Below are 17,789 nucleotides of genomic sequence, written 5' to 3' on the forward strand. Positions count from 1 at the left end.
TCGTTTAGTAGAGCACGACCGAGCGGATCGACTCGCCCTTCTTCATCAGATCGAAGCCTTCGTTGATGCGTTCGAGCGGCAGGCGGTGCGTGATCAGATCGTCGATATTGATCTTGCCTTCCATGTACCAGTCGACGATCTTCGGCACGTCAGTGCGCCCGCGCGCGCCGCCGAATGCCGAGCCCTTCCACTCGCGGCCCGTCACCAGCTGGAACGGACGCGTGCTGATCTCCTCGCCCGCCGCCGCCACGCCGATGATGAACGACTGGCCCCAGCCCTTGTGTGTGCACTCCAGCGCCTGGCGCATCACCTTGGTGTTGCCGATGCACTCGAACGAATAGTCGGCGCCGCCATCGGTGAGCTGCACGATGTGGTCGACGACGTTTTCGACTTCGTTCGGGTTGATGAAGTGCGTCATGCCGAACTTCTTCGCGAGCTCGACGCGGCCGGGGTTAATGTCGACGCCGATAATCTTGTCCGCGCCGACCATCTTCGCGCCCTGGATCACATTCAGGCCGATGCCGCCGAGACCGAACACCACCACGTTCGCACCCGCCTCGACCTTGGCCGAATACACGACCGCGCCGACGCCGGTCGTCACGCCGCAGCCGATGTAGCAGATCTTGTCGAACGGCGCGTCTTCACGCACCTTCGCCACCGCGATTTCCGGCACCACGATGTAGTTCGAGAAAGTTGACGTGCCCATGTAGTGAAAGAGCGGCTTGCCGTCGAGCGAGAAACGCGAGGTGGCGTCCGGCATCAGACCCTTACCCTGGGTCGCGCGGATCGCCTGGCACAGGTTGGTCTTGCGCGACAGACAGAACTTGCACTGGCGGCATTCCGGCGTGTACAGCGGAATCACGTGGTCGCCCTTCTTCAGGGTGCCGACACCCGGACCGGTATCGACGATCACGCCCGCGCCTTCGTGACCGAGAATCGCCGGGAAGATGCCTTCCGGATCGGCACCCGACAGCGTGTAGTAGTCGGTGTGGCAGATGCCCGTCGCCTTCACTTCGATCAGGACTTCACCGGCACGCGGCCCTTCCAGATCGACTTCCTCGATCGTCAACGGGGCGCCGGCTTTCCATGCGATTGCTGCTTTGGTTTTCATCGTCAATGCTCCTGTGAGTCTATGAATGCGACGCGCGTCGCGGTGCGGTGCGTCGGGGCGCGTGGAGGTCCCGTGGGTGTCCTCGTTTCGCGCGCTGCGCGTGACTCATGCGCGACGCGGCGGTCCACGTTGCTGCGGCCCATGTCGTCCCGACCGGCCGGCAGCGCACGCCGGGTTCCAGCCTGGCGCACAAAAAGCGTAATGGTATTGCAAAGCGCGTCATGGCGTTGTCCAAGGGCGACATTGCTTCGGCTAACGAAGCGTCGCGTCGCCGAACCAGGTTTCGACGCGGCCGTACAGATCGAGAAAGCGCGCGTAACGTGCGGCGAGCGCCGCATCGTCTCGCGGACCCGCGACGCGCGTCGCGCCCGGCGCGAGCGCGGCGAGATCATGGGCGTGCCAATGCCCGCTGGCGAGGCCGCCAAGAATCGCCGCGCCACGCGGCGCGGCATTGGGACAATCGACCGCATGCAGTTCGACGTTCAGCGCATCGGCGAGCAATTGACGCCAGCGCGCGTCGACGGAACCGCCGCCGGCAAGCTTCAATGCCGTCACCGTTGCGCCGCTCGCGCGAATCGCATCGAGCCCGGCGCGCAGCGAGAACGCGACGCCTTCGAACGCGGCGCGCATCATCGCTCCGCGTGTGTGCTCGAGCGCGAGGCCGAGCCAGCCGCCACGCGCATGCGGGTTGAGCCAGGGCGTGCGCTCACCCGTGAGGTAGGGCAGGAAGGTCAGGCTCGCTGCGGCGCTGTCGTTGGCGTTCGTGATCGAGTCCGCTCCATCGCCGAACGCCTCGCGATAGGCCTCCCCCCATTCATACGAAAGCCAGCCTCGCACCCGCTCCAGCGCGATGCCGACGTTCTGCATCGCCGCCATCCGATACCAGTGATCGCTCGCCGCCCGATAGCGATGCAAGCCCTTCGCCGCGGCGGGCGCCTGCGAGGCAAGCACGACGATCTGTCCGCCGGTGCCGGTGGTGAGCAACGCGTCGCCGTCGTGCGCGAGTCCGCTGCCGAGCGCCGCGCACGGCGTATCGGCGGCGCCGGTCGCGAGCACGATCCCGGCGCGCAAGCCGAGCGCACGCGCCGCGCTCTCCGACAGCACGCCCCCCGCGGCATACGATGGCGCCAGCGGTGCGAACCATTCACGCGGAATCTGCAGGCGTGCGAGCAGCGCCGTGTCCCACACGCCGGCGGGATCGGCGAGCGCGGTCGCGCAGGCGTCGGACGGATCGGTCACCACCGCGCCGCCGAGCGCGACGCGCAGCCAGTCCTTCGGCTGCAGCGCCCAGCGCGTGGCGCGCACGACCTGCGGCTCATGCAGCACGATCCAGCGCAGCAACGGACCGGCCATGCCCGGCGCAACCGGATTCGGCTGCGGCTCGGGCCACGCATCGAGCAGATCCAGCGCGCGCGTGTCGGGCCAGAGCATTGCGGGACGCAACGCTTCGCCCGCCGCGTCGAGCAACACGACGCCGTGCATCTGGCCCGAGAAGCCGATCGCCTGCACGTCGCGGCGCAATTCGCCGGGCAAGCGCGTCATTGCGTCGCAGAGCGCGCGCCACCATGTCTGCACGGATGTTTCCGCCCAACCCGCGTGCGGTGTGTCGAGCGCATAAGCGACGCTCGACACCGCCTGCTCGCAGCCGTGTGCGTCGACGATTGCCACTTTCAGTGAGCCGGTGCCGAGGTCGATGCCGAGAAAACTCATGGGCGATGGGTCGTCAAAAGGAGGAGAAGAATGATGTGCATCGGGCGCGAGGAACGCGTGCGTGAAGCGCGGGTGAAGCACGCATCAATCACTCGGCGAGCGTGCGCAGAGTACGCAAAAAGCGCGCAAAAATTCCCACGAGTGCGCTCACCCAGGGTATCTGACACCGCCACCTCGCAGCTTCGGCCACGCACCCGACAACACGCTGAAAATCCCGAATCGAGGGTTAACCCCGCTGTCCCGCGCGCCGCATGAAAACAGGACTATGCGCGAGCCGCGATACACCTCATTGATTCTCACATATATCCCCGCGCGCCGGGCAGGCGCGGCGAGCGGCCGCACATCGCCGCTGCAAAGGGCTGAGCCCCGATCGCCCGCGCGCGCGCCTTTAAATCACCTTTCAAACGACCCGCTCGCATATCGTCACCGGGAATGCCGGAATAGGCCCCAGTGGTCTTGTTGCACCTTTTCGTCCCCGATACCTTGGAGTCATTCCAAAACCAGATGGTGGAGACAGACGATATGCAAGCGAACGCGGTTCACCCGTGCGACGAGCGACTGCCTGCGGGCCAGTTACTCACCCTCGGCATTCAGCACGTTCTGGTGATGTACGCCGGCGCGGTTGCGGTGCCGCTGATCATCGGCGCGGCGCTCAAGTTGCCGAAGGACCAGATCGCCTTCCTGATCAGCGCCGATCTGTTTTCGTGCGGCATCGCCACGCTGATCCAGACGCTCGGGCTGTGGATCTTCGGCATCCGTCTGCCGGTCATCATGGGCTGCACGTTCGCGGCCGTCGGTCCGATGGTCGCCATCGGCACCAATCCTTCGCTGGGCATTCTCGACATCTTCGGCTCGACGATCGCGGCCGGCGTGGTCGGCATCCTGCTCGCGCCCGCGGTCGGCAAGCTGCTGCGCTTCTTCCCGCCGGTGGTGATCGGCGTGGTGATCTCGGTGATCGGCTTGTCGCTGATGGAAGTCGGCATCAACTGGGCGGCCGGCGGCGTAGGCAATCCCGATTACGGCAATCCGGTCTATCTCGGCCTGTCGCTGGTCGTGCTGATGCTGATCCTGCTGATCAACAAGTTCGCCAAGGGTTTCCTCGCCAACATCTCGGTGCTGCTCGGCATCGTCGCGGGCTTCGTGATCGCGCTGGCGCTCGGCCGCGTGAACATGGAAGGCGTCACGCTCGCGCCGTGGGTCGGCTTCGTGATGCCGTTCCACTTCGGCATGCCGCACTTCGATCCGCTGTCGATCGCGACGATGGTCACCGTGATGTTCGTCACCTTCATCGAATCGACCGGCATGTTCCTCGCGGTCGGCGACATGGTCGATCGTCCGGTCGATCAGAAGACGCTGGTGCGCGGCCTGCGCGTCGACGGTCTGGGTACGCTGATCGGCGGCATCTTCAACTCGTTTCCGCATACCTCGTTTTCGCAGAACGTCGGGCTGATCGGCGTGACCGGCGTGAAGAGCCGTTTTGTCTGCGCGATGGGCGGCGTGATCCTGGTGCTGCTGGGCCTGTTCCCGAAGATGGCGCAAGTGGTCGCGTCGGTGCCGGCATTCGTGCTCGGCGGCGCGGGCATCGTGATGTTCGGCATGGTCGCGGCGAACGGCATCAAGGTGCTGTCGAAAGTCGACTTCGTGAAGAACCATCACAACCTGTTCATCGTCGCGGTGAGTATCGGGCTGGGTCTGGTGCCGGTGGTGTCGCCGCACTTCTTCTCGAAGCTGCCGCCGGCGCTGTCGCCGCTGCTGCATAGCGGGATTCTGCTGGCGTCGGTGTCGGCGGTGGTGTTGAACCTGATCTTCAATGGCGTGAAGAGCGAGAAGAAGGCGAAGAGCGACATTCGCCGCGCGGGCCATGACTTCGACGGACGCGGCGGCGCCGAACCGCAAGGCGACGAGATGCTGCGCACGGTGGATTTGCACTGAGCGTCGCCGGCGCTGACCGGCGCGGTGAGGGTCGCGGCTGAGAAGGCCGCAGATACGAAAACGCCACGGCAATGCCGTGGCGTTTTTGTTTGTCCAACTGCGGCGAGACGACTCCCTGAATCAGAAACCGCCCCACCCAGGCGCTGGCGCGAAGCTCAACCGGCGTTCGGCGCCGAAGCCGCCACGGGCGCACTCGCTGCTCCGTAGTCGACCGGCGCGTCGGCCGGACGCGGCTGCTCGCCGGTATGCTCGATCCAGCCGCCACCCAGCGCCTGATACAGCGTCACCAGGTTCTGCAGACGTTCCATGCGCGCGGTCACCAACGCCTGCTGCGCCACGTACAGTGCGGTCTGCGCAGTCAGCACCGACAGATAGCTGTCGACACCGTTCGAATACCGCAGGTTCGACAGATCCAGCCGGCGTTGTTCGGCAAAAGTATCGCGCTCCAGCGCCTCGATCTGCTGGTCGTACGTGCCGCGTGCCGCCAGTCCATCCGCCACCTCGCGGAAGGCAGTCTGGATCGCCTTCTCATACGTGGCGATCTGGACGTTCTTCTGGATGTTGGCGAGATTCAGGTTGGCGATGTTCTGACCGCCCTCGAAGATCGGCAACGTGATCGACGGCGCGAAGCTCCACGCTGCCGAACCCGGCTTGAACAGACCGCCGAGCGTCGGGCTCAGCGTGCCGAAACTGCCGGTCAGCGAAACCTTCGGGAAGAACGCCGCACGCGCCGCGCCGATGTTCGCGTTGGCCGCGAGCAGATTCTCTTCGGCCTCCATGATGTCCGGACGACGCGTCAGCAGATCGGAGGGCAACCCAGCCGGAATATCCGTCAGGAGATTCTGGTTGTCCAACGTCAAGCCCGGAGGCAGATCGGCGGGCATCGGCTCGCCGAGCAGCAGCACCAACGCGTTTTCAGCCTGCGCCCGCAGACGTTCCTGCGCCTGCAGGTTCGCCTTCGCCACCTCGACCACGGTTTGCGCCTGGCGCAGATCGAGCTCCGAACCCGTACCGGTGTCGAACTGAACCTTGGTGATCCGATACGATTCGTCTGCGGTCTTCAACGTGTTCTGCGTGACCTTCAGCAGATCGTCCAGTTCGAGCACCGTCAGGTACTGGTTCGCCACCTGCGAGACCAGCGCGATTTCCGCTGCCTTGCGCGCCTGAGCCGTGCCCAGGTAGGTCGCCAACGCCTGATCCTTCAGGCTTTGAATCCGCCCGAAGAAGTCGATTTCCCACGACGCGTTCAGACCGACCGAATACGTGTCGGTAATCGTCTGGCCGTTGAACGACAGGTCGCGCGGCGTGCGCTGCTTGGTTTGCGAAGCGGCGGCGTCGAGCGTCGGGAACAGAGCCGCGCGAACGATCCGGTACTGCGCCTGCGAGGCCTGCATGTTCAGCACCGACACGCGCAGATCGCGGTTGTTCTTCAGCGCGATCTCGATCAACCGCTGCATGCGCGGATCGACGAAGAACTCGCGCCAGCCGATGTCGGCGGCAGCCTGACCGTTGGCGCTACGCGCGCTGGTGTCCGGCTGGGTCGCCCCCGGCTGCGTGTCGTACACGCCGCCGCTCGGGAAGGTCGCCGTCACGGGAGCCGCCGGGCGCTGATAGTGCGGCGCCATCGTGCAACCCGCGGCGAGCAACGCGACCGCCACTGCAATCAGAGAATGTTTTTGCATCTCAATGTCCGTCCTTGCCCGAGCCTTCATCAGTCGACCCGCCAGCCGAACCGCCGCCTTGCGGATCATGCGGATGATGCTGGTTGTAGTGTGCGAGCGCCTCATCCGGGTCTTCCTTCTCACCGCCGAATTTCGCGCGGATCACGACGAAGAACATCGGGATCATGAAAATCGCGAGGAAGGTTGCCGTCAACATACCGCCGATCACGCCGGTACCGATCGCGTGCTGGCTGGCCGAGCCGGCGCCGTTACTGATCGCGAGCGGCATCACGCCGAGAATGAACGCGAGCGAGGTCATCAGGATCGGGCGCAACCGCAGACGCGCCGCTTCCAGCGCGGCCTCGATCGGCCCCATGCCTTCACCCTGCTGCAGTTCGCGGGCGAATTCCACGATCAGAATCGCGTTCTTCGCCGACAATCCGACCGTGGTCAACAGACCCACCTGGAAGAACACGTCGTTCTCGAGCCCGCGCAGCGTTGCGGCCAGCAGTGCGCCGATCACGCCGAGCGGCACCACCATGATCACCGAAAACGGGATCGACCAGCTTTCATACAGCGCTGCGAGACACAGGAACACGACGAGGATCGAGATGCCGTACAGAATCGGCGCCTGCGAACCGGACTGGCGTTCCTGCAACGACAGGCCCGTCCATTCGTAGCCGACGCCCGCCGGCAGCTTCGCGACGAGTGCTTCCATCGCCGTCATCGCCTGACCGGTCGACTTGCCCGGTGCGGCCGCGCCCTGGATTTCAACCGACGAAATACCGTTGTAGCGCTCCAGCTTCGGCGAACCGTAGGTCCACTCGGTGCTTGCGAACGCGGAGAACGGCACCATCGTGCCCGCGTTGTTGCGCACGAACCAGACGTTCACGTCTTCCGGTTTCATCCGGAAAGGCGCGTCGGCCTGCAGGTACACCTTCTTGATCCGGCCGTCGGTATCGAGGAAGTTGTTCACGTACTGCGACGCCCATGCGATCGAGAACGTCTGGTCGATCGTGGCGAGCGACACGCCGAGCGCGGAAGCCTTCTCGTGGTCGATGCTCACCTTGAACTGCGGCGTATCGTTCAGGCCGTTCGGACGCACCTGAGCCAGCGTCGGATCTTTCGCCGCCAGGCCCAGCAGCATGTTGCGCGCTTCCATCAGCTTCGCGTGACCAACACCCGCGCGATCCTGCAACTGGAAGTCGAAGCCCGCGGCCGTGCCGAGTTCAGGAATCGACGGCGGATTGACCGGGAACACCGTCGCGTTCTTGTAGCTGGCGAAGTGCATGTAGAGACGGCCCACCAGTGCCTGCACCTTCTGGTCCGAGTGCTGGCGCAGACCGTAGTCCTTCATCCGCACGAACACGAGACCCGCATTCTGGCCGCGGCCGGCGAAGCTGAAACCGTTCACCGTGAAGGTCGATTCGACAATCGCCTTCTCCTGGTTCAGCAGATAGTCCGACACGTCCTTCAGCGCGCGCGCGGTGGTTTCCTGCGTGGAACCCGACGGCGTTTGCACCAGCACGAACATGGTGCCCTGGTCTTCGTCAGGCAGGAACGACTTCGGCAGTTTGACGAACAGCAGCCCGACCGCGAAGATCACCACCATGTAGATGATCAGCCAGCGGCCCGAGCGCTTGATCACGTGGTGCACGCCCGAGTGATACTTGTCGCGGCTCTTGTTGAACGTGCGGTTGAACCAGCCGAAGAAGCCGGTGGCCGTTTCGTGATGACCCTTCGGGATCGGCTTGAGGATCGTCGCGCACAGCGCCGGCGTCAGAATCAACGCGACCAGCACGGACAGCACCATCGCCGCCACGATGGTCAGCGAGAACTGCCGGTAAATAGCGCCGACCGAGCCGCCCGAGAACGCCACCGGCACGAACACCGCCGACAGCACGAGCGCGACGCCGACCAGCGCGCCGGTGATCTGGTCCATCGCCTTGCGGGTCGCGTCACGAGGCGATAAGCCCTCCTCCTGCATCACACGCTCGACGTTTTCCACCACCACGATCGCATCGTCCACCAGCAGACCGATCGCCAGCACGAGACCGAACATCGACAGCACGTTGATCGAGAAACCCACGATCCCCATGATCGCGAACGTGCCCAGCAGCACCACCGGCACCGCGATCGTCGGGATCAGCGTGGCGCGCAGGTTCTGCAGGAACAGGTACATGACCAGGAACACCAGCACGATACCTTCGAGCAGCGTCTTGACCACTTCTTCGATCGACAGGCGCACGAACGGTGTGGTGTCGTACGGATACTGGACGACCAGACCGTGCGGGAAGTACTTCGACAGTTCGGCGACCTTCGCGCGCACCGCCTTCGCAGTAGCCAGCGCGTTCGCGCCGGTGGCGAGCTGGATACCGAAGCCGGCCGTGGGGGCTCCGTTGTACTTGGTGTCGAAGTTGTAGTTTTCGCCGCCCAGCTCGATGTGCGACACGTCGCGCAGACGCACCTGCGAGCCGTCCTGATTCACCTTCAGCAGGATGTTGCCGAACTGTTCAGGCGTGTTCAGCAGCGTGGCCTGCGTGATGGTGGCCTGCAGCACCTGGCCCGGCACCGACGGCGTGCCGCCGAGCGAGCCGCCCGCAACCTGCACGTTCTGCGCCTGCAACGCGGTTTCCACGTCGACCGGCGTCAGGCCGAAATTGTTCAGCTTGTTCGCGTCGAGCCAGATCCGCATCGCGTACTGCGAGCCGAACAGCGTCACCGTGCCCACACCGTCGATACGGCTGATCGGATCCTGAATGTTCGACGCGACGTAGTTCGCCAGGTCGTACTTGCTCATGCTGCCGTCTTCGGACACGAAGGCCATGACCAGCAGGAAGCTGCTGCTCGACTTCGTGACCTTGGTGCCCAACTGCTGCACGGCTTGCGGCAGCAGCGGCGTGGCGAGCTGCAGCTTGTTCTGCACCTGCACCTGCGCGATGTCGGGGTTGGTGCCGGCCGCGAACGTCAGCGTGATGGTTGCCGTACCCGAGTCGTCCGAGGTAGACGCCAGATACAGCAAGTGGTCAAGACCACTCATCTGCTGCTCGATCACCTGCGTGACGGTGTTTTCCACCGTCTTCGCCGATGCGCCCGGGTACGTTGCGCTGATCTGCACGGCGGGCGGCGCGATGGTCGGGTATTGCGCGATCGGCAATGTGAAGACCGACGCGATACCCGCGAGCATCAGAATGATGGCGATCACCCATGCAAAAATCGGGCGATCAATAAAGAACTTTGCCATGAGGCGGGCTCCCTGTTATTACGCGCCCGAGGCAGCGGAGGCGGGTTGGGCCGTCTGTGCGCTGCTTGCGGCCGACGCACCGTGAGCGGCTGCGTCGGAAGCGGGCGTGGCGGGAAGTTGCGCGGCAACCGGCTTGACCTGCTGGCCGGGGCGCGCCTTGTCGGTGCCCTGGACGATCACGCGGTCGCCGGGATTCAGCCCGCTTGCGACCACCCAGTTCGAACCGAACGTGCCGGCGGTGGCGATCTGACGCAATTCGACCTTGTTGTCGGCGCCGACGACCAGCGTGGTCGGCTGACCTTTCTGGTCGTGCGTGATGCCGATTTGCGGCACGACGAGCGCGTTCTGATTCACGCCTTCTTCGATCTTCGCGCGCACGAACATGCCCGGCAGCAGCACGTGGTCCGCGTTCTTGAAGATCGCGCGAACCGTAACCGAGCCGGTGCTCTGGTCGACCGTGACGTCGGTGAATTGCAGCTTGCCCTTTTCCGGATAGACCCGGCCGTCTTCGAGAATCAGCGACACTTGCGCCGCGCCCGGGCCGGTTGTCTTGAGACGCCCTTCCTGCATGTCGCGGCGCAGCTTCAGACCGTCGAGGCTCGATTGCGTCAGGTCCACGTAGACCGGATCGAGTTGCTGGACCGTGGCAAGCAGGGTCGCGGCGCTCGCCTGCACGAAGGCGCCGGGCGTGACTTGCGACACGCCGATCTGGCCGGTCACCGGCGAGGTCACGTCGGTATAGCCGAGATTGATCTGCGCGGTGTCGACGGCTGCCTTGCCGGCGGCGACGTCGGCCGCGGCCTGGCCTTGCGCGGCGACCGCGTTGTCGTAGTCCTGCTTGCTGACTGCGTTCGCGGCGACCAGCACCTTGTAGCGGTTGGCCTGCGCGGTGGTCGACACGAGGTTGGCCTGCGCTTTTGCGAGCGTCGCCTTCGCGTTGTTCAACGTCGCGATGTACGGCGCCGGGTCGATCTTGTACAGACGCTGGCCCGCCTTCACCTGGCTGCCTTCGGTAAACTCGCGGCGCAGCACGATGCCGTCGACCCGTGCGCGCACCTGCGCCACGAGGAAGGCGCTAGTGCGGCCCGGCAATTCGGTGACGACCGGCACGGTCGTCGGCTGGACGGTGACGACGCCGACTTCGGGGGTCTGTGGCGGCGGGGCAGATTGTTTTGGTCCGCACGCTGCCAGCAATACGGCAGCCGTCGCGGCACTGATTAAGCGGAATGGAACCCGTTCGACGCGCATGGAGCGACCTCTGTCAAAGACTGAGAATGAAAAAGTGCGCGCATCCCTACCCCGGGGACGACGGCGCACACATGCGTCTTGCGACGCTTGACCGGAAGCCCGTGGATGCACATCGCACCTGCAAGGGGCATCGCGATGCGATGGCGCCATACCGGGGAATGCCGCGCGGCGCCGCCCTTTTGGGCAACGCGCAAGAGCGTTTTGAAAGGCAACAGTGACGGATATTAACCGGTCGTCACGGCTTGGGCTATCCGATCGTGGGGTGCTATTATATATACATTCAAGAATGCATGTAAAAGTGCATTTAATGCTCTTGCAGGCAGGGGACTTGCAGGATTGGTTCAAAAACTCCGAAATAGCAGACAGATTGTCATCGGGCCGACTTAAAAACGCTCGGGAAAACCCCACAATCAGCGCAGGTCATACCAATATGGTCAGAAGAACCAAAGAAGAGGCGTTGGAGACGCGCACAAGTATTCTCGATGCGGCTGAACGCGTGTTCTTCGAAAAAGGCGTATCGCGCACCTCGCTCGCCGATATCGCACAAGCTGCGGGCGTCACGCGCGGCGCAATCTACTGGCACTTCGCCCACAAAAGCGATCTCTTCACCGAAATGTTCGACCGCGTGTTGCTGCCGCTGGACGAACTCAAAGCCGCGTCGCAAGACCCCAACGAGCCCGATCCGCTCAAACGCGTGATGGAAATCTGCGTGGTTTGCCTGCGCGACACCGCCAACGATCCGCGCCGCCGGCGCGTGTTCGACATCCTGTTTCTGAAATGCGAGCTGGTCGAGGAGATGGGCCCGGTGATGGAACGCTATCAGACCAATATGCGCGAGGGGCTGAGGAAAATCGAAGGCGGTCTGCGCAACGCGATCTCCAAGGGGCAGATGCCCGACGATCTCGACACGAAACTGGCGGCGGCGATGGTGCATGCGTTTGTCAGCGGCTCGCTGCGCGACATGCTGTTTTTGCCCGATGCGACGGATTTCGGCGCGCATGCGCAGCAGCTGGTCGAAGGGGTGTTCGACGCGCTGCGGTTGAGTCCGGCGCTGCGCAAGCGGAAGGTTTAGCGGCTATTGGGTCCGGTGGCCCGGATATCGGTTGATACGGCTAACGCAGAACAAACGGGCGGGTGAATAACCCGCCCGCTTTCGTTTGTGCGCGGTAGCCTCGGGTGCCTTGTGGTGGCTTTATGGTGCTAGCCGACACAGCGCACACTGCGGCGGTTACTCAACGTGTCGCGCGCCATACACTCGCGTCAAGCCAAGGCCCGGCGCGCCCGCGCCGCCTGATTCGACGCATAAATATTGCCGCGCGTGAGCGGCGCGCCGCTTCTCACCGCCGCGAGCCATTCGTTTGTGCTCGCCACCGCCGCGAAGCGCGATTGCAGCACCACGCTGAATACCCGATGAATGTCCTCTGCGCTGGCAAAGCCCGCGCTGTTTTCGTAGGGTACCGAACCCGTCGCGTCGTGCAGGAATTCCACCGTAAGCCCCGCGTGAACCGCGTGATTGATGGTCGACGCGTCGCAGTTGTGCGTCATGTAGCCAGTCACCGTCAGGGTGTCGATTTGCTGCGCGGCAAGCCAGTCGGCCAGATCGGTCCCGCTGAACGCGCTCGGCAGGGATTTCTCCACATAGTGATCGTGCGCGCGCGAGCCCACCACGGGATGCAGTTCCGCCGCCGCGCTGCCGCGCGCGAACAGCGGCGAACCGGCCGGCGCGAAGTTCTGCACGACGACCACCGGGATGCCGGCGGCCCGCGCCGCATCCATCGCGCGGCCGATGTTGCCGAGCGAAGTCTGGACGTCGGGGAATTCGATCGGCAGATCGCCGGTCACGTATTCGTTCTGCACGTCGATGACGATCAGCGCACGGCGCGGCGTAGTCATGGCAAAGCTCCTGTCGGGTGAAGGGATGAAGGTTCGCGCTGGCCGGCCCGGCCCGGCGTGGTGCGGTGTGGTGTGGTGTTTCGGGGTGCCCGGCGACACAGCGGCGCGATGACGGCATTGTTCGCCCGCCGCGGCTTTCACGACAGCGACCCAAATGACAAGATTCGCTAGAATCGGGCCATCCTTTTTTTCTTTCGCCTCGCGAGGTCACCCATGGCGACTCCCGCAATCTCTGGCGTGACGCGCAACGCCCCGGCCCGTCACGTGGTCGCCGTGGTCGCGTTCGACCGCATCAGCCCGTTCCACCTGTCGGTGCCATGCGTGGTGTTCGGCGAGGACCGCAGTGGCGGCGGTGTGCCGGATTTCGACTTCCGCGTCTGTGCTGCCGAAACGGGCCCGCTGAGCACCACCGCCGGCTTCTCGATCGCCGTCACGCACGGACTCGACGCGCTCGCCGACGCCCACACGATCATCGTGCCGAGCTGGCGCGACCCCGGCGAAACGCCGCCCGCCCCGCTGCTCGACGCGCTGCGCCGCGCCCACGCGCGCGGCGCGCAACTGGTCGGGCTGTGCCTGGGCGCGTTCGTGCTGGCGGCGGCGGGCATCCTCGACGGTCGTCCGGCCTCGACCCACTGGGCTTGGGCCGACGATTTCGCGCGACGCTATCCGCGCGTGCGGCTCGACCCCGACGTGCTGTATGTCGACGACGGCAACGTGATGACTTCGGCTGGCACCGCGGCCGGCCTCGACTGCTGCCTGCACGTGCTGCGCAAAATATGCGGCGCCCGGGTAGCGAACTACGTCGCGCGCCGGCTGGTGGTACCGCCGCACCGGCAAGGCAATCAGGCGCAATTCGTCGAGCAGCCGATGCCGCCGAACCTGCGCGGCGACCGGCTGTCGGGCTTGCTCGATTGGGTGAGCGGCAATCTAGACGTGCCGCATACGCTCGACACACTTGCCGGACGCGCGTTGATGAGCCGCCGCACCTTCACGCGACGCTTCCGGCTCGCCACCGGCACCACGGTCGGCGCGTGGCTGCTCGCGCAGCGGCTCGCGCGCGCACAACAGTTGCTGGAAAGCAGCGACGAGTCCGTGGAAGCGATTGCGACGATCGCGGGCTTCGGCTCGGCCGCGTCGCTACGCCAGCATTTCGCGGACGCGTTTCGCACGTCGCCATCCGCATGGCGGCGGGCGTTTCGCGGGGTGTAACCAACAGCGTTTCGCAGTGTCCTACCGGAATTTCGTAGTCGCGCCGACGCGACAGCCGCGCGACTCATCACAGTCGCGGGCCAATCGCACCGTCAGTGCTCGCTAATCCAGCGCGCGAGATACAACAGCAGCGCGACCAGAAAAATCATCGCGGCCCAAGCCCAGTTCGGCACCGCGTGCGGCCCCGATTCCCGATGCGAAACGCCATGCGACAAACCATGCGACGCACTCGCCGCTCGCGTTGTCAGCGTGCTGCCGTGATCCATGCGCGCGCGCCGCGCGATGCCGCCCAGCGTGATCGGCCGCAGAAACACGTGCTGCCGCCGCACCGCCGAACCGCGCGCGCGATTCGGGCCTTGCCCATGCTTGGCCCGCACGACCGCGTCGAATTCGGCGAAAAAATCATCGGCCAGCTGACGCAGCGCGTTTTCGAGCTGCCGCGTCGGGAGTTCGGCAAGTGGTCCCGACGAAGTCGCCCAGATCGCGTAGTCGATCCTCGTGCTGCGCTCCTTGCCCACGCCATGGGCGCTCTCTTCCCCGCGCACGCGTATTTCGATCTGTCCGCGCAACGCACCGATGCCGCCGGCTCGCGCCTTGAAGTTGATGGTGCGGCGCTGCGCATCGGCCGGTCCGGAATCCTGGCCGGCCACATGGGCGCGCGCTTCGTAATGCGCGCGCAACGGGCCGAGCGGCACGGTCATGACCAGCGCATATTCGCCATGCGCGAGGCGCGTGAACGACTCGCAGTTGTCGAGGCTGGCACGCAACAGCGCGAGATCTTGCAGCGCTTCCCAAACGTCGGCCGGCGCAAGCGGAATCCGTAACGCGTCGTTCAGTTCCATGGCAGCCTCTTCGATGAACGCGCAACAGCGGGATCAGGATGTCTGATCGATGCGGTCGACGCGTGAAGCGTAAAACGCGAGATAGCCTCTGATCTGCATGACCGGCTCGAGCGGCGTTTCGTAGCTCCACACGGCGTTTTCGATCACGCCGTCTTCGGTGCGCAGATGGAAGTACGAGGCTTCGCCTTTGAACGGGCAATGCGAGGTATGCGTGGAACGTTCGAGCCGGGCCATGTTGACGTGTTCGCGCGGAAAGTAGAACACGTCCGGCAGACCGGTCTCGGCAAGCGTCAGCGCCGCTTGCGTATCGGCCATGGTCACGCCACCGTGGATCACGCGCACCCGGTGGTGATTGCCGCTAATCGTGATGGCATGGCCGCCCGTGCTCGCGCCGGGGCTTCCGTGAGGTGTCAACGCATCGCTCATGTCTCGGCTCCGTGATGGTGTGCGGTCGGTGCGCGGTCGTACAAACAGCAAAGCCACGGGCATCCCCGTGGCTTCATTATCGGCCAAAGTCCAGCTGATTGCGCGGCCTTCGTCCGACGCGCCTCCACCGGCCGCGTCAGCGGCCATGAAGCCGAAGCCGCTTACTTCATGTTCCAGTAAAAAGAGGATTTGGCGGTGCCTTTGGCCGGAATCGTCACCGCTTTGGTCTGCTCCTGATCCTTGTACTGCGCGTGCACGGTGTAGCGGCCCGGGCGCACCTTGACCAGCATGTAGGGGCCGCGCGACGTGGTGTTCAGCACTTCGCTGTTGTGCGCGTCGACCACCCGCACCCGGACGTCGGCGAGGAATTCGGAACTGGGACCCGTGAAGCGCAGCGACAACGGCCACTGGCTTTGCGCCTGTTGCAGCGCCTTCGATTCGTCGAGGCCGACGCCGCCCGATACGAACGACACGTCGCCCTGCTGCTGGATTTGCGGCAGGCCGCCGCCATTGACATTGCCTGCGCTGGTGTCGTCGGTGGTCGTGCCGCCGGTCACATCGCTTGCCTGCTGTGCATATACGCCGCCCGCCAGTCCGAGCGTGAGCGCTGCGCACACCGCAGCGGCTACGATCCTTCGCTGATTGCGTTGGGTTTTCATCGGTTCGCTCCTTGTTGAGGTTTTGTCGCCCGGTGTCCCGTGAAGGGTCCGGATCAGACGAGACGCAACCTGCGTGCCAACGGTTGGAGAGGTGCGTGGATACGCCCGCAATCTGCCGGCCGGAGCGCGGCGCGCCGTGTCGCACGCTTTTGGGGATGGCAAAAAAAACCGGTCCGTTGCAGTAAATGCAAGGACCGGCAAACGTTACCTATATGGATGAGCGACTCGGGCGAGACATCGGGCAAACTGCCATCCTGTTGCTCGCGCGTCCCGCCCACAAGAAGCTATCAGCCGAGATCGACCGGCACGAAGATCTGTGCGTTGTCGCGCTGAATCAGCAACGCGATGCTGTTGCCCGCGCCAGCGATCATCTGCTTCAGTTGATCGACGTTCGTGACCGGCCGGCCGTTGACCGCGAGGATCACGTCGCCCGGCTGGATGCCGGCGCTTTCCGCCGCGCCGCCCGACTGCTGCACCAGCAGACCATGCGACACCGACGCGCCGCTCTTCTCTTCCGGCGTCAGCGGGCGCACCGCGACGCCGAGACGGCCTTGCAACTGGGTCGGCTGATCGGCCTTGTTCGACGCGACCTTCGCGTCCGACAACGAGCCGATGGTGACCTTCAGCTCCTTGGCGGCCTTGTCGCGCCACACTTGCACGGTGGCCGAACTGCCCGGTGCGATACTCGCGATCTGCGCCGGCAGATCCGCCGAGTCGTTGACCGGGTCGCCGTTCACCGACAGGATCACGTCGCCCGGCTGCAGACCCGCCTTGGCGGCCGGGCCGGCCGGATCGACCGAGCTGACCAGCGCGCCTTGCGGCTTCTGCATGCCGAACGAGTTAGCCAGCGTCTGATTCATGCCCTGCACCGCGACACCCAGGCGACCGCGGCTCACATGGCCGGTCTTGACGATGTCGTCCTTGACCTTGATCGCTTCATTGATCGGGATCGCGAACGACAGGCCCTGGAAGCCGCCGGTCTGCGAATAGATCATCGAGTTGATGCCGATCACTTCGCCTTGCAGATTGAAGAGCGGGCCGCCCGAATTGCCGGGGTTCACCGGCACGTCGGTCTGGATGAACGGCGTGTAGTTTTCGTTAGGCAGCGAGCGCGACTTCGCGCTGATGATCCCCGAGGTCACGGTGTTGTCGAAGCCGTAAGGCGAACCGATCGCGACCACCCACTGCCCGACCTTGCTTTGACGCGGATCGCCGATCTTCACGGTCGGCAGGTTGCTCGCGTCGATCTTCAGCACGGCGACGTCGGACTGCTTGTCGGCACCCACCACCTTCGCCTTGAACTCACGCTTGTCGGTGAGCTTCACTGTGACGACATTCGCGCCGTCCACCACGTGCGCATTGGTCAGGATGTAGCCGTCGTTGCTGACGATGAATCCCGAGCCCAGGCTCGCGCTCGGCTGATCCGGGGCGTCGCCGCCGTCGCCGCCGCCTTGCATGCCCGGCATGCCGCCGAAGAAATGCTTGTAGAACTGATAGAACGGATCGCTCGGATCGATCGGCAACTGACCGCCGCCAAAGTTGCCACCATTACCGCCGTTGGCACCGTTACCGCGCAGCGCAGCCTGCTTGACAACATGCTTCGCGCTGATATTGACGACGGCCGGGCCGTAGGTTTCGACCAGACCCGAGAAATCGGGGATGCCGGTTTTGGCGGCGGCTTCGGCGGGCATCATTGCGGCTTGCGCCTGCGAGATCACCTGCGGTGCGGGTACGTCGCGATGGCCCGCCACATAGCCGGCGGAAAGCGCAACGGCGACAGCCGCTGCAACAGCGCTGCGGGACAAGGTTTTCGCGTTCATCGTGAACTCCTGGCTGGAGAAAGAGACTTGGTTT

Annotated in this window: 13 protein-coding genes; 3 read left to right on the forward strand and 10 right to left on the reverse strand. The window is 64.6% G+C overall.

The window, feature by feature from the left end:
* Positions 1–4: 4 nt before the first annotated feature.
* Complete coding sequence (locus FVF58_RS21805; protein WP_088175690.1) at positions 5–1,111, reverse strand: S-(hydroxymethyl)glutathione dehydrogenase/class III alcohol dehydrogenase; 1,107 nt, start codon at positions 1,109–1,111, stop codon at positions 5–7.
* A 252-nt stretch (positions 1,112–1,363) separates the two neighbouring features.
* Complete coding sequence (locus FVF58_RS21810; RefSeq protein WP_149671920.1) at positions 1,364–2,821, reverse strand: xylulokinase; 1,458 nt, start codon at positions 2,819–2,821, stop codon at positions 1,364–1,366.
* 522 nt (positions 2,822–3,343) lie between these two features.
* Here FVF58_RS21810 and FVF58_RS21820 point away from each other — a divergent pair.
* On the forward strand, positions 3,344–4,753 hold the full coding sequence (locus FVF58_RS21820; protein ID WP_149671921.1) for a nucleobase:cation symporter-2 family protein: 1,410 nt from the start codon (positions 3,344–3,346) through the stop codon (positions 4,751–4,753).
* Between the two features lie 155 nt (positions 4,754–4,908).
* On the opposite strand, the gene FVF58_RS21825 is transcribed toward FVF58_RS21820, so the two are convergent.
* The 3 genes from FVF58_RS21825 to FVF58_RS21835 are packed head-to-tail and all read right to left on the reverse strand — an operon-like array spanning position 4,909 to position 10,906.
* Entirely contained in the window at positions 4,909–6,435 is a 1,527-nt protein-coding gene (locus FVF58_RS21825; protein WP_149671922.1) for an efflux transporter outer membrane subunit, read from the reverse strand.
* A 1-nt stretch (position 6,436) separates the two neighbouring features.
* Positions 6,437–9,658: an efflux RND transporter permease subunit gene (locus FVF58_RS21830; protein ID WP_149671923.1), complete on the reverse strand. Its 3,222-nt coding sequence runs from the start codon at positions 9,656–9,658 to the stop codon at positions 6,437–6,439.
* 18 nt (positions 9,659–9,676) lie between these two features.
* Positions 9,677–10,906, reverse strand: a complete 1,230-nt coding sequence (locus FVF58_RS21835; RefSeq protein ID WP_149671924.1) for an efflux RND transporter periplasmic adaptor subunit — start codon at positions 10,904–10,906, stop codon at positions 9,677–9,679.
* A 430-nt stretch (positions 10,907–11,336) separates the two neighbouring features.
* On the opposite strand from FVF58_RS21835, the gene FVF58_RS21840 reads away from it, so the two are divergent.
* Complete coding sequence (locus FVF58_RS21840) at positions 11,337–11,978, forward strand: TetR family transcriptional regulator (RefSeq protein WP_149672013.1); 642 nt, start codon at positions 11,337–11,339, stop codon at positions 11,976–11,978.
* Positions 11,979–12,166: 188 nt separating this feature from the next.
* Here the strand turns inward: FVF58_RS21840 and FVF58_RS21845 are convergent, their stop codons facing one another.
* Complete coding sequence (locus FVF58_RS21845) at positions 12,167–12,799, reverse strand: cysteine hydrolase family protein (RefSeq protein ID WP_149671925.1); 633 nt, start codon at positions 12,797–12,799, stop codon at positions 12,167–12,169.
* Between the two features lie 213 nt (positions 12,800–13,012).
* Between FVF58_RS21845 and FVF58_RS21850 the strand changes: the two genes are divergently transcribed.
* Positions 13,013–14,008: a helix-turn-helix domain-containing protein gene (locus tag FVF58_RS21850; protein ID WP_149671926.1), complete on the forward strand. Its 996-nt coding sequence runs from the start codon at positions 13,013–13,015 to the stop codon at positions 14,006–14,008.
* Between the two features lie 92 nt (positions 14,009–14,100).
* Here FVF58_RS21850 and FVF58_RS21855 read toward each other — a convergent pair whose 3' ends face one another.
* The 4 genes from FVF58_RS21855 to FVF58_RS21870 all read right to left on the reverse strand — a co-directional run bounded on the left by FVF58_RS21855 (position 14,101) and on the right by FVF58_RS21870 (position 17,755).
* A complete protein-coding gene (locus tag FVF58_RS21855; protein ID WP_149671927.1) occupies positions 14,101–14,850 on the reverse strand; it encodes an SRPBCC family protein in 750 nt (249 codons plus the stop codon).
* A 33-nt stretch (positions 14,851–14,883) separates the two neighbouring features.
* A complete protein-coding gene (locus FVF58_RS21860; protein ID WP_149671928.1) occupies positions 14,884–15,276 on the reverse strand; it encodes a DUF427 domain-containing protein in 393 nt (130 codons plus the stop codon).
* Between the two features lie 161 nt (positions 15,277–15,437).
* A complete protein-coding gene (locus FVF58_RS21865) occupies positions 15,438–15,935 on the reverse strand; it encodes a peptidase associated/transthyretin-like domain-containing protein (protein ID WP_149671929.1) in 498 nt (165 codons plus the stop codon).
* A gap of 287 nt (positions 15,936–16,222) precedes the next feature.
* Positions 16,223–17,755, reverse strand: a complete 1,533-nt coding sequence (locus FVF58_RS21870; RefSeq protein ID WP_149671930.1) for a DegQ family serine endoprotease — start codon at positions 17,753–17,755, stop codon at positions 16,223–16,225.
* Between the last annotated feature and the right edge of the window lie 34 nt (positions 17,756–17,789).

It is taken from the genome of Paraburkholderia panacisoli (assembly GCF_008369935.1).
GTDB lineage: Bacteria > Pseudomonadota > Gammaproteobacteria > Burkholderiales > Burkholderiaceae > Paraburkholderia > Paraburkholderia panacisoli.

Bases quoted from the DNA above. Each gene is read 5' to 3' on its own strand.
- FVF58_RS21840 (WP_149672013.1), top strand. From the start codon at position 11,337: ATGGTCAGAAGAACCAAAGAAGAGGCGTTGGAGACGCGCACAAGTATT.
- FVF58_RS21865 (WP_149671929.1), bottom strand. From the start codon at position 15,935: ATGAAAACCCAACGCAATCAGCGAAGGATCGTAGCCGCTGCGGTGTGC.
- FVF58_RS21830 (WP_149671923.1), bottom strand. From the start codon at position 9,658: ATGGCAAAGTTCTTTATTGATCGCCCGATTTTTGCATGGGTGATCGCC.
- FVF58_RS21835 (WP_149671924.1), bottom strand. From the start codon at position 10,906: ATGCGCGTCGAACGGGTTCCATTCCGCTTAATCAGTGCCGCGACGGCT.
- FVF58_RS21850 (WP_149671926.1), top strand. From the start codon at position 13,013: ATGGCGACTCCCGCAATCTCTGGCGTGACGCGCAACGCCCCGGCCCGT.
- FVF58_RS21855 (WP_149671927.1), bottom strand. From the start codon at position 14,850: ATGGAACTGAACGACGCGTTACGGATTCCGCTTGCGCCGGCCGACGTT.
- FVF58_RS21860 (WP_149671928.1), bottom strand. From the start codon at position 15,276: ATGAGCGATGCGTTGACACCTCACGGAAGCCCCGGCGCGAGCACGGGC.
- FVF58_RS21810 (WP_149671920.1), bottom strand. From the start codon at position 2,821: ATGAGTTTTCTCGGCATCGACCTCGGCACCGGCTCACTGAAAGTGGCA.
- FVF58_RS21805 (WP_088175690.1), bottom strand. From the start codon at position 1,111: ATGAAAACCAAAGCAGCAATCGCATGGAAAGCCGGCGCCCCGTTGACG.
- FVF58_RS21870 (WP_149671930.1), bottom strand. From the start codon at position 17,755: ATGAACGCGAAAACCTTGTCCCGCAGCGCTGTTGCAGCGGCTGTCGCC.
- FVF58_RS21825 (WP_149671922.1), bottom strand. From the start codon at position 6,435: ATGCAAAAACATTCTCTGATTGCAGTGGCGGTCGCGTTGCTCGCCGCG.
- FVF58_RS21820 (WP_149671921.1), top strand. From the start codon at position 3,344: ATGCAAGCGAACGCGGTTCACCCGTGCGACGAGCGACTGCCTGCGGGC.
- FVF58_RS21845 (WP_149671925.1), bottom strand. From the start codon at position 12,799: ATGACTACGCCGCGCCGTGCGCTGATCGTCATCGACGTGCAGAACGAA.